The sequence below is a fragment of the Pseudarthrobacter humi genome, from assembly GCF_024294965.1.
Taxonomy (GTDB): Bacteria; Actinomycetota; Actinomycetes; order Actinomycetales; family Micrococcaceae; genus Arthrobacter; species Arthrobacter humi.
Genome location: NZ_JANCLV010000013.1, coordinates 46783 through 61859, shown reverse-complemented (window position 1 = coordinate 61859; position 15077 = coordinate 46783). Strand labels below are relative to the sequence as shown.

General features: G+C 67.7%; 13 protein-coding genes. All 13 read right to left on the bottom strand.

Going from position 1 to position 15077, the window contains the following annotated elements:
* Positions 1-9: 9 nt before the first annotated feature.
* Entirely contained in the window at positions 10-2154 is a 2145-nt protein-coding gene (locus NFC73_RS16460) for a primosomal protein N' (protein WP_254751895.1), read from the bottom strand.
* 11 nt (positions 2155-2165) lie between these two features.
* Positions 2166-3401: a methionine adenosyltransferase gene (metK, locus tag NFC73_RS16455; RefSeq protein ID WP_254751893.1), complete on the bottom strand. Its 1236-nt coding sequence runs from the start codon at positions 3399-3401 to the stop codon at positions 2166-2168.
* Positions 3402-3479: 78 nt separating this feature from the next.
* On the bottom strand, positions 3480-4730 hold the full coding sequence (gene coaBC / locus NFC73_RS16450; protein WP_254751891.1) for a bifunctional phosphopantothenoylcysteine decarboxylase/phosphopantothenate--cysteine ligase CoaBC: 1251 nt from the start codon (positions 4728-4730) through the stop codon (positions 3480-3482).
* Between the two features lie 29 nt (positions 4731-4759).
* Complete coding sequence (gene rpoZ, locus NFC73_RS16445) at positions 4760-5020, bottom strand: DNA-directed RNA polymerase subunit omega (protein ID WP_056340218.1); 261 nt, start codon at positions 5018-5020, stop codon at positions 4760-4762.
* A gap of 39 nt (positions 5021-5059) precedes the next feature.
* Positions 5060-5632 (bottom strand): guanylate kinase, encoded by a 573-nt coding sequence (gene gmk / locus NFC73_RS16440; protein ID WP_141140718.1) that lies wholly within the window; start codon positions 5630-5632, stop codon positions 5060-5062.
* 47 nt (positions 5633-5679) lie between these two features.
* Positions 5680-5997, bottom strand: a complete 318-nt coding sequence (gene mihF, locus NFC73_RS16435; RefSeq protein ID WP_168223552.1) for an integration host factor, actinobacterial type — start codon at positions 5995-5997, stop codon at positions 5680-5682.
* 109 nt (positions 5998-6106) lie between these two features.
* Complete coding sequence (gene pyrF / locus NFC73_RS16430) at positions 6107-6979, bottom strand: orotidine-5'-phosphate decarboxylase (protein ID WP_254751889.1); 873 nt, start codon at positions 6977-6979, stop codon at positions 6107-6109.
* Positions 6972-10316, bottom strand: a complete 3345-nt coding sequence (gene carB / locus NFC73_RS16425) for a carbamoyl-phosphate synthase large subunit (RefSeq protein ID WP_254751887.1) — start codon at positions 10314-10316, stop codon at positions 6972-6974. The genes pyrF and carB overlap by 8 nt, the downstream gene beginning before the upstream one ends.
* Complete coding sequence (gene carA, locus NFC73_RS16420) at positions 10316-11587, bottom strand: glutamine-hydrolyzing carbamoyl-phosphate synthase small subunit (RefSeq protein ID WP_372494683.1); 1272 nt, start codon at positions 11585-11587, stop codon at positions 10316-10318. Before carA ends, carB begins: the two co-directional genes overlap by 1 nt.
* Positions 11568-12098 carry a PH-like domain-containing protein gene (locus tag NFC73_RS16415; protein ID WP_254751885.1) on the bottom strand — a complete coding sequence of 177 codons (531 nt, stop codon included), beginning with the start codon at positions 12096-12098 and terminating at the stop codon, positions 11568-11570. The genes carA and NFC73_RS16415 overlap by 20 nt, the downstream gene beginning before the upstream one ends.
* A complete protein-coding gene (locus NFC73_RS16410; RefSeq protein WP_254751883.1) occupies positions 12098-13444 on the bottom strand; it encodes a dihydroorotase in 1347 nt (448 codons plus the stop codon). The genes NFC73_RS16415 and NFC73_RS16410 overlap by 1 nt, the downstream gene beginning before the upstream one ends.
* Positions 13444-14463, bottom strand: coding sequence for an aspartate carbamoyltransferase catalytic subunit (locus NFC73_RS16405; RefSeq protein WP_254751881.1), 1020 nt, complete (start codon positions 14461-14463; stop codon positions 13444-13446). Before NFC73_RS16405 ends, NFC73_RS16410 begins: the two co-directional genes overlap by 1 nt.
* Positions 14460-15047 (bottom strand): bifunctional pyr operon transcriptional regulator/uracil phosphoribosyltransferase PyrR, encoded by a 588-nt coding sequence (pyrR, locus tag NFC73_RS16400; RefSeq protein WP_254751879.1) that lies wholly within the window; start codon positions 15045-15047, stop codon positions 14460-14462. Before pyrR ends, NFC73_RS16405 begins: the two co-directional genes overlap by 4 nt.
* Between the last annotated feature and the right edge of the window lie 30 nt (positions 15048-15077).

The following is a 15077-nucleotide window of genomic DNA, read 5'->3' as shown; positions in this document are numbered from 1 at the left end:
AGGAAGCCGCTAGAGGACGTCCACGCCGTCCAGCCTGACCTGGACCGGTTCCGTGGTCCTCTTGGCGGCGGCCGCAGCCTTCGCTGCACGTAACACCCGGGTGACAGTGGCTGCCTGCCCGTATGCGAAGAACAGCAGGGTCCGGGCGTCCTCCCCGGCCCCCTGGGCACCTCCGGCGGCCGCTGGACCGGTGAGGACCAGCGGAGCCGGTCCTGCGGTCCGCAGCGTCACGCCGGCGGCGGCCAGCTCCTTCTCCACGGTCCCGGAAAAATGTACGACGGCGGCCCGGGGGCCGGTGACCGAGGCAATCCTGACCGCCGGCGGCAGCTGGAGTTCCATCCGGAGTTCCAGCTCGCGCCGGGCGTACCCGGCCGGATCCCACCGCAGCAGCGCGCCAACAGCAACACTTTCCGTCGCGGTGATGACCACCAGTCCGCCGTCGGACGCCGGGCGCACCAAAGCCGCGGCGTTGAACCAGCGGCGCACCGTGTCTTCCCCGGCGCGGAGGTTCTCCCGGCGGAGCAGGGAGTCGCCGTCGAGGAGCAGCGCCGCTGCGTAACCGCCTTCCGCCACGGGCTCGGCCCCGACGGTGGCCACCACCAAGGCCTTGGCGCTGCCAACGCCGGCCTTGATGTTGCCGCCCGAGGACGTGATGACGGTTTTTCCGGGAAATGCCCTGCCCAGCTCTTCGGCTGTGCGCAGGACGCCCGTGGCGCCCTTACGGAGCTTGTGCCCCGCGCAATGGGCACACTGCCACTCCGGTGCCGGCGTGGAGCACCAGCGGCACTGCGGGACCGCGGAGCTGCCGGTGGCTCCGGCCAGGGCAAGGGGACCCTGGCAGGCCTGGCAGCGGGCGGGTTCGCGGCACGTCTCACAGACGAGCGACGGCGCGTAGCCGGCGCGGGCCACCTGCACCAGGACGGGCCCACGTTCCAGCCCGTCCTTGGCAGCCCGCCACGCGGCACCGGGAAGCCGCGCAACCAGCGCCAGGGGGTCGCGTTCCTGTTCGAAGCTGTCCGCAGTGTTCAGTACCCGGGGCACGGTCCGTCGTGCGAACGCCCGATCGGCCTCGACGGGCATGGCCCAGCCGGCCTCCACCAGCCGCTGGAGTTCCGTGCTCCTGGAATGACCGGCCATGAGGCACGCTGTGCCTTCCTGGTCCGCGCGCAGCAGCAGCACGTCGCGGGCATGGGCGTACGGGGCACGCTGTTCGATGTGGAGGTCGTCGCCGTCGTCCCAGCAGGCAACAAGGCCCAGATCCCGGACCGGGGCAAACGCTGCCGAGCGCGTGCCGATGGCTACGCGCGCGGACCCGGCAAGGAGGCGCAGGAAGTTCCGGTAGCGGGGGGTGGGGCCGTCATCGGATGTCAGGCGGGCGATATCGTCGGCGGGCAGCACCGCCAGGAGCGCCTTTTCCAGCTGGTCCAGGTCCCGGTAGTCCGGCACCACCACCACGGCGCCGCGGCCGGAGGCACGGACTGCTGCCACGGCGGTTGCCAGCAGGTGCGGCCAGGCTGCCGGGCCGAAGCCCTGAAGGGGGTTGAAGACCGCCCGTGGGGATCCGCCGTGCCTCAGGTGGCGGACAAATGCCGGGCCGTTGCGGTAACCGGCCCAGTCTGCTCCTATCCCGTCAGGGACGTCCGGACCGGTCAAAGCCCCGGCGTCGGCCGGCGGTTCCGGTGACGCAGGCTCTGCTGCCGGCACCGAGCGGAAGTCCTTCTCGAGCCTCGCCATGCGCGGAGGCACCGCGACGCGAAGGACGTCACTGACCGTGCCCGCATACCGGGCTGCGACGGCGGACACCAGGTCCCGGACAGCCGGCGTCAGGACGACGACGGGAGAGACCACCTTCTGCAGGGGCACCAGGGTGTGGCCGGCGTCGGATTCTTCAGTCCGTTCAATGATGAACCCGGACAGGTCCTGGCCGTTGAAACTGACCTTGACCCGGACGCCGGCCTGCGCGGCCCCGTCCAGTTCGGCCGGCACGCTGTAGTCGAAAGGCCGGTCCAGATGCGGCAGCGGCGTCTCCACGAGGACCCTGGCCACCGGAAGGTGCGCGGCCAGCGGCGGCCCGGACGGCCTGGTCTTCGCCGGGAAGCCCTGCAGCAGCGACAACTGGACGGCGCCGGGAGGGACAGACTCATCAGAGGCCATGGCGGACTGGCCTACGCGTTGAAGAAGGCCTTCAGGTCCTCCACGCGGTCCAGGCGCTCCCAGGTGAAGTCGGGATCGTCACGGCCGAAGTGTCCGTGCGCGGCGGTCTTCGCGTAGATGGGACGCTTGAGGTCCAGGGCATCGATGATGGCACGCGGGCGGAGGTCGAAGATCTCCGCGATGGCGGCGCTGATCCTGGCCGGGTCCACCGTCTCTGTGCCGAAGGTCTCGACGTACGTGCCCACGGGGCGGGCCTGGCCGATGGCGTAGGCAATCTGGATCTCGGCGCGCTTTGCCAGTCCGGCCGCCACGACGTTCTTGGCAACCCAGCGCATGGCGTAGGCAGCGGAACGGTCCACCTTGGAGGGGTCCTTGCCCGAGAAGGCGCCGCCGCCGTGGCGGGCCATGCCACCGTAGGTGTCCACGATGATCTTGCGTCCGGTCAGGCCGGCGTCACCGACGGGCCCGCCGATGACAAACTCACCGGCCGGGTTCAGGATGTTGGCCGCCCGGGAAATGTCCAGGTTGGCTGCAGCCAAGACGGGCTTAATGACAAAGGCGGCGAGGTCCGCGCGCAGCCGGTCCAGGCTGGTGCCGGCGGCGTGCTGGCTGGAGATGACGACGGTTTCGACGGAAACCGGGACGTCCCTGTCGTAGCCGATGGTGACCTGGGTCTTGCCGTCGGGGCGGAGGTAGGACAGTTCGCCGGACTTGCGTACCTCGGTGAGGCGTTCGGACAGGCGGTGCGCGATCCAGATCGGCACCGGCATGTAGGACGGGGTTTCGTCGCTCGCGTACCCGAACATCAGGCCCTGGTCGCCGGCGCCCTGGAGGTCGTAGTCGTCCTCCTGGCGGCCTTCGCGGGCTTCGAGGGAGTTGAAGACACCCCCGGCGATGTCGTTGGACTGCTGTCCGATGGAGACGGAGACGCCGCAGCGGGCACCGTCAAAGCCGTTGGCCGAGGAGTCGTAGCCGATGCCGAGGATGGTTTCGCGGACGATCTGCGGGATTTCGACGTAGGCGTCGGTAGTGACCTCACCGGCAACGTGGACCAGGCCGGTGGTGGCCATGGTCTCCACGGCGACGCGGGACTCGGGGTCCGCGGCGAGCAGTGCATCCAGGATGGCGTCACTGATCTGGTCGCAGATCTTGTCCGGGTGGCCTTCAGTGACCGACTCGGACGTGAAGAGCCGGAGGGCGGAGGGCGTGGCCCCGTGGGTGTGGGGAATGTGCAGCGGTAAAGTCACTCAACTACCTTACTGGTTGGGAATCGGACGTCCGGCGGCGTGTGTCCCCGTGCTAAGGAAACGGTGCGTGGCTTTCGGTCAGGCGCGTGGCGAAACGTGGTTCAGCTCATAGCCGACCCGCGTGATGACGGCGGCCGAAACCTCTGTTTTGGTACCGGCGGCCAGTTGTGGTTCGGCGCCGGAGCGGGCAAGGATGACTACCGAGTTGCTGTCCTGCCCAAAAACCTTGTCCGATCCCACATGATTGACCACCAGGAGATCGCAGCCCTTGCGCTTGAGCTTTGCCTCCGCGTAGGTCAGGACGTCGCCCTGGCCGTCACCGGTCTCTGCTGCGAAGCCCACAATCAGCTGGCTCCGGCGGCTGGCTTGGTTTTCGGGAGCGTGGTCCCGGACCTCGACCAGTTCGTGGAGGATGTCCGGGTTTCGGACCAGGGAAATGACGGGGTCCGCGGTGTCATCACGTTTCTTGATCTTGGTGCCGGAGATCTCGGCGGGGCGGAAGTCCGCCACGGCCGCAGCCATGATCACGACGTCGGAATCCGCCGCGGCTGCCAGCATGGCCTCGCGCAACTCCAGCGCGGTCTCAACGGTCACGACGTCCACCCCTGCCGGCGCCGGGACCTCCATATGGGCGGCGACGAGGCGGACCGTGGCACCCGCGTTGCGGGCGGCGACGGCCAGCGCCACGCCCTGCTTACCGGAGGACCGGTTGCCCAGGAAACGGACGGGGTCCAGCGGTTCCCGCGTTCCGCCTGCACTGACTGTGACGGTCCGCCCGGCCAGCGGAAGCTGGTAATCGGACTGGCCCTGGGCGAGTGCCATGGCGGCGTCGAAGATGGCTTCGGGCTCAGGCAGGCGGCCCGGACCGGAGTCGGTGCCGGTGAGCCGGCCGCTGGCCGGTTCCAGGACGGCCACTCCCCTGCTCCGCAGCGTTTCAACGTTGGCGCGGGTGGCGGCGTGCTGCCACATCTCCGTGTGCATGGCGGGGGCAAAGAGTACCGGGCCGCTGGCCATAAGCAGCGTGTTGGTGAGGAGGTCATTGGCTTGTCCGGTGGCCGCCCGAGCCAAGAGATCGGCCGTCGCGGGCGCCACCACAATGAGGTCGGCCTCATGGCCGAGCCTGACGTGGTTGACCTGGTGCACGTCGTCGAAGACGCTGTTGCTGACCGGGTTCCCGGACAGGGCCTCCCACGTGGCGACACCCACAAAGCGGGTGGCTGCCTCGGTGGGAATCACCGTGACATTGTGGCCGGCTTCAGTAAAAAGCCGGAGGAGCGATGCGACCTTGTAGGCCGCAATCCCTCCCCCGACTCCGAGGACTATGCGCACGTGACCTCCGTCAACAGGGCAGTCTGAACTTACTCTGCGGCTTCGATCGGCGTGGAAACGAGCTTGCCTTCATTGATTTCGCGCAGGGCGATGGACAACGACTTCTCGTTCAGCTTGGTGTCGACCAGGGGGCCGACGTACTCGAACAGGCCCTCGTGCAGCTGGGCGTAGTAAGCGTTGATCTGACGTGCACGCTTGGCACCGAAGATCACCAGGCCGTACTTGGAATCAGCTGCCTTAAGCAGTGAGTCGATCGGCGGGTTGATGATGCCTTCAAGGTTCGTGGACACGAATTCTCCAAATTCTAACGGGCTGGCTGCTACCGGCTACTAGTGCGGGTGCGGGGTCAGCCCCATGAGTGAAACAAGCTCGTCCGCTGCCCGGCGAACGTCATCATTGATGACGGTGTGGTTAAACTCCGGTTCAGCGGCAAGTTCCAGTTTAGCTGTTTCCAGCCGCTGCTGCTGCTCCTGCTCAGTTTCCGTGCCGCGACCCACCAGTCGGCGGACCATTTCGTCCCAGCTGGGCGGCGCCAGGAACACAAACTGGGCGTCAGGAACGGCCTGCTTGACCTGGCGTGCACCCTGCAGATCGATCTCCAGCAGGACGGACCTGCCGGCCGCGATGGCCTGGTCCACGGAACTCCGCAGCGTGCCGTAGGTGTTCTGGCCGTGGACTACGGCCCATTCCAGGAACTCGCCGGCCGCAACGAGCGACTCGAACTCTTCCTTGGACTTGAAGAAGTAGTGGACGCCATCCTGCTCACCGGGCCGCGGAGCGCGGGTGGTGGCCGATACGGAAAGCCAGACTTCGGGGTAGTTATCCCGGATGTAGGTGGACACGGTGCCTTTGCCAACAGCCGTCGGACCAGCGAGGACTGTCAGTCCCGGTTTCTTGCTCACGTATTCCTTTGCGGCGGAGTTTGGGTTCGGGCGCCTCTAGAAACGCCCTATTTCTCGTCTATAAAATCTACCAGCGCCTGGCGCTGGTGAATGCCCAGCCCGCGGAGACGGCGGGAGGCCGCTATGCCCAACTGCTCCATAATGGCTGCAGCCCTGACTTTTCCGATGCCCGGCAGGGCCTCCAACAGCTCCACCACCCGCATCCGGGCCAGGGCGTCATCCGCGGCGGCGGCACCGATAAGGTCCGCTGCCGACGTCTTGCCGTTTTTGAGGCGTTCTTTGGCGGCCGCCCTGGCGGCCCGCGCGGCGGCCGCCTTGTTCAGGGCCGCCGCGCGTTCCGAAGGAGATAAGGGTCGCAGGCTCATGGAGGACACCCCCGGATTCATCGGCTGAGTCCAAGGCGACCGCCAGTGGACTTGTCCTGAAACCTACCCCTTGGTGGGCGGTGAATCAATGGATGCCAGCTTCGGGCCGCTATTCGCCGCGGAGGCCCTCAAGCGTGCGCAACGCAGCATCACGGAGACCCTGGGTCCCTGGACCGGCAGCCAGGATATCCCGGCTGGACGTCCCCAGGACCTGCGGGTACGCCGCCCCGAAGGTCCGGCGCAGGTCTGCCGGTGTGGCACCCTGGGCGCCCAGTCCCGGGGCCAGGATAGGTCCGCGGACCGCCGGGAGGTCCAGGTGCAGGTCAGTCAACGCTGACCCCACAGTGGCGCCGACAACGAGTCCGACGGACCCCAGGCCGCCGGCATAACGGCTGTTCTCGGCCGCTGCCGCCTCGACGATCCGCCGGGCCACGGAGTCGGCTCCGCCCACATGCTGCACGGAAGCCCCCTCCGGGTTGGAGGTCAACGCCAGGACAAATACGCCCCGGCCGTAGTCCGCCGCCAGGTCAAGGGCCGGGCGGAGCGACTCAAACCCCAGGTACGGGCTGAGGGTCACGGAGTCGGCTGCCAGGGACGAGCCGTCCCGCAGCCAGGCGTCCGCGTAGGCAGCCATCGTGGAGCCGATATCGCCCCGCTTGGCGTCAGCAATGGTGAGGACCTGCGCCTGCGTTGCCGCGGCCAGCACTTCCTCAAGGACTGCCATCCCGGCCGAACCGTGGCGCTCGTAGAGCGCCACCTGCGGCTTCACCGCGGCAGCGAGCGAACCGACGGCCTCCAGGACCGTCAGCGAAAACCGCCTCAGCCCTGCGGCGTCGTCGGCCAGTCCCCAGTCCTTCAGGAGTACCGGGTGCGGGTCAATGCCCACGCACAGCGGGCCGCTGGCCGCCATGGCCGCCCCGAGCCGGGAGCCAAAGGACTCCCGGCCGGCGGGGCTTGATGAGGCGGAACCGGCCTCAGGCATGCTGCGAAACCGCAGACTCGGCCGCCGCGTTCTCCGCAGCTGCCTCCTGGGACGCCACCAGGGCGGCGGCGTGCTCCTGCAGGCTGGTCACCGACCATTCGTAGGTGCGCATCGCCTCGATGGCCTGCACCGCCGCGTTGAACTCGGCCACCGTGGTGATGCAGGGGATGCCGATGGAGGTCGCTGCAGCACGCAGGGCGTAGCCGTCGCTGCGGGCCTCGCCGCCGGAGGGGGTGTTGAAGACCATGTCGATCTCGCCGGCGATGACGAGGTCTGCGATGGTGCCCTCACCTTCGGCACTGCTGCCCTCGGCGACCTTGCGGACCGTGCTGGCCTGGATGCCGTTGCGGCGCAGGACGTCGGCGGTGCCGCCGGTGGAGACGATCTCAAAGCCGAGGTCCGAGAGGCGCTTCACGGCCATGATGACCGCCCGCTTGTCCCGGTTGGCCACGGAGACGAAGATCTTGCCTTCGGTGGGCAGGGCATTGTTGGCGGCTGCCTGGCTCTTGGCGAAGGCGGTGTCGAAGTGCTTGTCGATGCCCATGACTTCGCCGGTGGACCGCATTTCCGGGCCGAGCAGCGAGTCCACCACCTTGCCTTCCGGGGTGCGGAAGCGGCTGAACGGAAGCACGGCTTCCTTGACCGATACCGGGGCGTCGAGCGGCAGCGTGGAGCCGTCGCCGGTTTCCGGCAGCATCTTGTAGGCGGTCCGGAGCTGGTGGATGGTGACGCCCGTGCCGATCAGCGCGGCGGCCTTCGCCATCTGCACGCCGGTGGCCTTGGAGACGAACGGCACGGTGCGGGACGCACGCGGGTTCGCTTCGAGCACGTAGAGAACGTCGGAGGCCAGCGCGAACTGGATGTTGATCAGGCCGCGGACGCCCACGCCCTCGGCGATGGCGCGGGTTGCCGTGCGGACACGCTCGATCACGTTGTTACCCAGGGTGATGGGAGGCAGGACACACGCGGAGTCGCCGGAATGGATGCCGGCCTCCTCGATGTGTTCCATGATGCCGCCGAGGTACATGTCGGTGCCGTCGAAGAGGGCGTCGACGTCGATTTCGACGGCGTCCTCCAGGAACCGGTCGATCAGCACCGGGTGGTCCGGGGTGATTTCCGTGGCGTTGGCGATGTACCGGGAGAGGTTCGGCTCGTCGTAGACGATTTCCATGCCGCGGCCGCCGAGCACGTAGGACGGACGGACCAGGACGGGGTAGCCGATCTCGTCGGCGATCTTCTTGGCGTCGTCGAAGGACACCGCGGTGCCGTTCTTCGGGGAGATCAGCCCGGCGTTGTCGAGCACGCGGGAGAACTCGCCGCGGTGTTCGGCGAGGTCGATCGCCTCCGGGGATGTACCCAGGATGGGGACACCGGCGTCGGCCAGCTGCTGTGCCAGCTTCAGCGGGGTCTGGCCACCGAGCTGCACAAAGACACCCATCACGCCGCCGGTGCGTTCCTCGGCGGCGATGACCTCGAGGACGTCCTCAAGGGTCAGCGGCTCGAAGTACAGGCGGGTGGAGACGTCGTAGTCCGTGGAGACGGTTTCCGGGTTGCAGTTGACCATCACGGTCTCGTAGCCGGCCTTGCGCAGCGCCATGGAGGCGTGGACGCAGGAGTAGTCGAACTCGATGCCCTGCCCGATGCGGTTGGGGCCGGAGCCGAGGATCAGGATGGACGGCTTGGAGTGCAGCGCAATCTCGTCCTCCTCGTCATAGGACGAGTAGTGGTACGGGGTGTAGGCGGCGAACTCGGCGGCGCAGGTGTCCACGGTCTTGTAGACCGGGCGGATCCCGAGGGCCTGCCGGACGCCGCGGACCACGGCCTCGGAGTTGTGCGTGAGGGAACCGATCTGCTCGTCCGAGAAGCCGTGGCGCTTGGCGCGCTTGAGCATCTCCACGGTCAGGGCTCCGGCCTTGCGGATCTCGTGGGAGATCTCGTTGAGCAGCTGGAGCTGGTCCAGGTACCAGGGGTCGATCTTGGTGGCTTCGAACAGCTGTTCCACGGTGGCGCCGCCGAGCAGGGCACGCTGGACCTGGTGCAGGCGTTCCGTGGTGGGCCGCTTGGCCTTCTCGATCAGCTCCGGGACTTCCCATTCGGGGACGGAGCTGAAGTCCAGCTGCGAGCCTTTCTGTTCCAGGGAGCGCAGGGCCTTCTGCAGGGCCTCAGTGAAGTTGCGGCCCATGGCCATGGCTTCGCCCACGGACTTCATGGTGGTGGTGAGGGTGTCGTCAGCGGCCGGGAACTTCTCGAAGGCGAAGCGCGGAACCTTGACCACCACGTAGTCCAGGGTGGGTTCGAACGACGCCGGGGTCTTCTGCGTGATGTCGTTCGGGATCTCGTCCAGCGTGTAGCCGAGGGAGAGCTTGGTGGCGATCTTGGCGATGGCGAAGCCGGTGGCCTTGGACGCCAGGGCGGAGGACCGGGATACGCGCGGGTTCATCTCGATGACCACTACCCGGCCGGTGTCCGGCTCGATGGCGAACTGGATGTTGCAGCCGCCGGTGTCCACGCCCACCTCACGGATGACGGCGATGGAGATATCGCGCAGCCGCTGGTATTCGCGGTCCGTCAGGGTCAGCGCCGGTGCCACGGTGATGGAGTCGCCGGTATGCACACCCACGGGGTCGAAGTTCTCGATGGAGCAGACCACCACGACGTTGTCGTTTTTGTCGCGCATCATCTCCAGCTCGTATTCCTTCCAGCCGAGGATGCTCTCTTCGAGCAGCACCTCGGTGGTGGGGCTGTACTGCAGGCCCTGGCCCACGATGCGGCGGAGGTCGTTTTCGTTGTAGGCCAGGCCGGACCCGAGGCCGCCCATGGTAAAGGAGGGCCGGACCACCATCGGGTAGCCCAGGTCCTCGGCGGCGGCGAAGGCTTCGTCCATGGTGTGGATGATGTGGCTGCGTGCGGATTCGGCGCCGCAGCGTTCCACCACGCCCTTGAACTTTTCGCGGTCCTCGCCAAGCTCGATGGCCGCGATGTTCGCGCCGATGAGCTCCACGTTGTACTTGGCCAGCACGCCGTTCTTGTCCAGCGCGATGGCCGTGTTCAGCGCGGTCTGCCCGCCGAGGGTGGGCAGGATGGCGTCCGGGCGCTCCTTGGCGATGATCTTCTCCACCACCTCGGGGGTGATGGGCTCGATGTAGGTGGCATCGGCGAATTCGGGGTCCGTCATGATGGTGGCCGGGTTCGAGTTCACCAGGATGACCCGCAGGCCCTCCTCCTTGAGGACACGCAGTGCCTGGGTGCCGGAGTAGTCGAACTCCGCGGCCTGGCCGATGACGATCGGGCCGGAACCGATGACCAGGACGCTCTTAAGGTCAGTTCTCTTGGGCATTACTTCTTGTCCTCAGTCTTGGAATCGGTGGAGTTCTCTGCGCCGGTTTTGGTGACGGCCATCAGGTCGATGAAGCGGTCAAACAGGTAGGCGGCGTCGTGCGGGCCAGCCGCGGCTTCCGGGTGGTACTGCACCGAGAAGGCGGGGATGTCCAGGCACGCGAGGCCTTCGACGACGTCGTCGTTGAGGCTGATATGGCTGACCTCAACGCGGCCGTAGCGTTCCTCTGGAGCCTGCGTGGCGCCGTCGAGCGGTGCGTCCACGGCGAAACCGTGGTTCTGCGAGGTGATTTCCACCTTGCCGGTGCGGCGGTCCAGGACGGGCTGGTTGATGCCGCGGTGGCCGTAGCGGAGCTTGTAGGTGCCGAAGCCCAGGGCGCGTCCCAGGATCTGGTTGCCGAAGCAGATGCCGAAGTACGGCAGCTTCTCGTCCAGGACGGAGCGCAGCAGCTTGACCTGGGCGTCAGCCGTGGCGGGGTCGCCCGGGCCGTTGGACATAAAGAAGCCGTCCGGGTTGACGGCCTTGACGTCCTCGAGGGTGGAGGTTGCCGGCAGGACATGGACGCGGACGCCACGCTCGGCGAAGCGGATGGGCGTCATGGCCTTGATGCCGAGGTCGATCGCGGCAATGCTGAAGCGCGGCTCGCCGTCCCAGCCGTGGTCCTTGGGGTCCACCACATAGGCCTTGTCCACGCTGACTTCCTCGGCCAGGCGGGCGCCTTCCATCGGGGCGCTGGCCAGGACCAGGTCAACGAGTTCCTTGTCCGTAGCCTTGGCGGCCGCACCGGAGAAGATGCCGGCGCGCATGGTCTTGTGCTCACGCAGGTGGCGGGTGATGGCGCGGGTGTCGACGCCCTGGATGCCGACGATTCCCTGCTCGATGAGTTCCTCGTCCAGGGAGCGTTCGGAGCGCCAGTTGGAGGGGCGGCGGGCGGCGTCCCGGACGATGTAGCCGGCCACCCAGATGCGGCGGGACTCGGCGTCCTCGCTGTTCACACCGGTGTTGCCGATGTGCGGCGCGGTCTGCACCACCAGCTGGCGGGCGTAGGAGGGGTCGGTGATGGTTTCCTGGTAGCCGGTCATGCCGGTGGCGAAGACTGCCTCGCCCAGGGCCGTGCCCTGCGCGCCGTAGCTGGTGCCGCGGAACATACGGCCGTCCTCCAGGACGAATACCGCCGGTGTGGGAACTGTGGTGGAAAGGGCAGCTGGTGCCGCAGTCTCTGCTTGTGCTGTTGCTGTTTCTGTCACTGTCTTACTTTCCACTCTGGGGATCCTGGGAATGTTCCTGGGGGGCGGCGGCGATCAATTGCTGAAGGGAGTCATAGAGGGCGTCCTTGTCGGCGGCCCGGCGGGTCCGGAAGCCCGTGTCGAGTTCGTGGGTCCCGAGATCCCAGGTAAGGACCAGGAGCCCGTCCTTTTCAACGAACTTGCCGGCCATTCCGCTTTCCTGCCGGACGGCGGTGAGGCTTCCGGCCGGGATGTAGAGCGCCGGGGCACCGGTCCGGTCGAAGAGGACGCCGTGCGGGTACACACTGAGGACCGCATTGGTACGGATGCCGAGCCTGTGTACAGCGATGCGGTCCAGCCAGTCTCCGGCGGTGGTGGACGCAACGTACTGGCCGTCGGCCCCGACGAGCGGCACCCCGGGCGCCTCCGGCACGTCGGGCAACCGGCCGACGTCGGCCTGCCGCCTGAGGCGGTTACGCCAGCCTGCCCAGATCATCACCAGGACGACGGCGATGAGCGCGGCCGTTATGAGGCCGGTGAGTAGTTTGGTGTCCATCAGGAGGCGCCTGCGGCAGCCGGTTCGCGGTACGGCGTGTTGAGCTTGCCGTCCAGGACGGTGGGGTGGCCCTTGTAGAACGTGGCCACCACCTTGCCCGGCAGCTCGAGGCCGGCGAACGGGGAGTTGCGGCCCATGGTTGCCATCTTGGCAGGGTCAACGGTCCAGCGGGCAGCCGGGTCCACCAGGACGATGTTGCCGGGTTCCCCGGCGTCCAGGGGACGGCCCTGGTCCGTCATCCGGCCGATCTGCGCCGCCGCGGTGGAGGTCACGCGGGCGAAATCGGCCCAGGTCATGAGGCCGGTCTCGATCATGGTGTGCTGGACCACGGACAGCGCGGTTTCCAGCCCGGTCATGCCCATCGCGGCCTGCGCCCACTCGCATTCCTTGTGCTCGCTCGGGTGCGGGGCGTGGTCGGTGCCCACCACGTCGATGGTGCCGTCCGCCAGGCCGGCGCGCAGTGCCTGCACATCGGCGTCCGTCCGCAGCGGCGGGTTGACCTTGTAGACCGGGTTGTAGCTGCGGACCAGGTCGTCGGTGAGCAGGAGGTGGTGCGGGGTGACCTCGGCGGTGACGTTGATGCCGCGTTCCTTGGCCCAGCGGATGATCTCCACGGAGCCGGCGGTGGAGACGTGGCAGACGTGCAGGCGGGAGTCCACGTGCTGGGCCAGCAGGACGTCACGGGCGATGATGCTTTCCTCGGCGACCGCCGGCCAGCCGGTGAGTCCCAGGACGGCGGAGACGGCGCCTTCGTTCATCTGGGCCCCGGCGGTAAGGCGGGGTTCCTGCGCGTGCTGGGCCACCACGCCGTCGAACGCTTTGACGTACTCCAGGGCGCGGCGCATCAGCACCGGATCGTGGACGCAGATGCCGTCGTCGGAGAACATGCGGACCTGGGCGCGGGAATCTGCCATGGCGCCAAGTTCGGCGAGCTGCTCGCCGGCCAGGCCGACGGTCACGGCCCCGACGGGACGGACGTCCACCCAGCCGGCCGCGCGGCCCAGGCTGTGGACCTGTTCCACCACACCGGCCGTGTCCGCCACCGGGTTGCTGTTGGCCATGGCGTGGACCGCGGTGAAGCCGCCCAGGGCGGCGGCGCGGGTGCCGGTTTCAACGGTTTCGGCATCTTCGCGGCCGGGTTCGCGCAGGTGCGTGTGCACGTCCACCATGCCGGGCAGTGCCACCAGGCCGGCGGCTTCGATGACGGTGGCGCCGTCCGCGACCGGGTGGGCGGCAGCGGCTGCGCCCCGGGCGGCGATGACGCCGGCACTGATGAGCAGGTCCTCGGCCCCGGCGCCCAGGATCGATGCACCGCGGATCAGGTAGGTTCCGTTGTTCTCTGCCATCAGTTGCTCTCCTTGGTGGAATTGTTGCGGGCTGTGCCCGCTGTGGCGGCTGGTTCGCGGGTATCCCCGGAGAGCAGCAGATAGAGGGTGGCCATCCGGACCGAGACGCCGTTGCGCACCTGTGCAAGCACGGTGGAACGGGGCGAGTCGGCGGCGGCGGAGGAAATCTCCAGGCCACGGTTCATGGGTCCGGGATGCATGATGATGGTGTCCTTCAGTCCCAGGCTGTCCAGCGCCCGGAGCCGGTTGTCATCAAAGCCCCAGCGGCGCGAGTATTCGCGGGTGGAGGGGAAGAACGAGGCGTTCATCCGTTCGCCCTGCACGCGAAGCATCATCACGGCGTCCACACCCTGCGCCAGGGTGACGTCCATGTCGTAGCTGACCTTGCACGGCCAGTGTTCGACGCCGATGGGCAGCAGGGTGGGCGGCGCCACGAGGGTGACGTCGGCGCCGAGCGTGCGGAGCAGCCAGACGTTGGAGCGGGCCACGCGGGAGTGCAGGACGTCCCCGGCGATGGCTACGCGCATGCCTTTGAGGTCTGCCCCGATGGACGAGGAGCCGGCCAGCTGCGACCAGTGCCGGCGCATGGTGAAGGCGTCCAGGAGGGCCTGCGTGGGGTGTTCGTGCGTGCCGTCGCCGGCGTTGATGACGGCGGCGTCGATCCAGTCCGTCGCGGCGAGCCGGTGCGGCGCGCCCGAGGCCCAGTGCCGGATCACGACGGCGTCCGCACCCATGGCTGCCAGCGTCTGGGCCGTGTCCTTGAGGGATTCGCCCTTGGAGACGGAGGAGCCCTTCGCGGCGAAGTTGATGACATCGGCGGACAGCCTCTTGGCGGCCGCTTCGAACGAGATCCGCGTGCGGGTTGAGTCTTCGAAGAAGAGGTTCACCACGGTGCGGCCGCGGAGGGCCGGGAGCTTCTTGACTTCGCGGTCCCCGACGGCAGCCATTTCCTCGGCGGTGTCGAGGATGCGGATGGCGTTGGCCAGGCTGAGGTCTTCAGTGGAGAGGAGGTGTTTCACGCGCCGCCCTCGATGACCACTTCATTGACCACGGAACCGTCGGCGGCGGTATCGGTTTCCTCCAGTCGGACCCGGACCTTCTCGGCGGACGAGGTGGGCAGGTTCTTGCCCACGTGGTCGGCGCGGATGGGCAGCTCACGGTGGCCGCGGTCGATCAGCACGGCGAGCCGGACGATCCGGGGACGGCCGAGGTCGATGATGGCGTCAAGGGCGGCACGGATGGTGCGGCCGGAGTACAGGACGTCATCGATGAGCACCACAACCTTGTTGTCGATTCCCGTGCGCGGGAGCTGTGTCGGGTACGGCGGCCTGGTGGGCTGGTGGGAAAGGTCATCGCGGAACATGGTGACGTCCAGCTGCCCGACCATGGCGGTGGCGTCCACGGTGGGGTCCGCGGCCGCAATCTTGTGTGCGAGGCGGACAGCCAGCGGGTAGCCGCGGCGCGGAATGCCCAGCAGGACCAGGTCCTTGGACCCTTTGTTGGCCTCAAGGATCTCGTGGGCGATTCGAGTGAGTGCACGGTCAATGTCCGCCTGGTTGAGGACAACCCTGGCTGGAACCGGTGCGTTTGTGACAGAAGTCAAACTCTCGTCTCCCCTTTCCCCGCCTCACGG

Coding starts and splice junctions, on each gene's coding strand:
- NFC73_RS16460 (WP_254751895.1), bottom strand. CDS start 2,154: ATGGCCTCTGATGAGTCTGTCCCTCCCGGCGCCGTCCAGTTGTCGCTG.
- mihF (WP_168223552.1), bottom strand. CDS start 5,997: ATGAGCCTGCGACCCTTATCTCCTTCGGAACGCGCGGCGGCCCTGAAC.
- pyrF (WP_254751889.1), bottom strand. CDS start 6,979: ATGCCTGAGGCCGGTTCCGCCTCATCAAGCCCCGCCGGCCGGGAGTCC.
- carB (WP_254751887.1), bottom strand. CDS start 10,316: ATGCCCAAGAGAACTGACCTTAAGAGCGTCCTGGTCATCGGTTCCGGC.
- NFC73_RS16415 (WP_254751885.1), bottom strand. CDS start 12,098: ATGGACACCAAACTACTCACCGGCCTCATAACGGCCGCGCTCATCGCC.
- NFC73_RS16410 (WP_254751883.1), bottom strand. CDS start 13,444: ATGGCAGAGAACAACGGAACCTACCTGATCCGCGGTGCATCGATCCTG.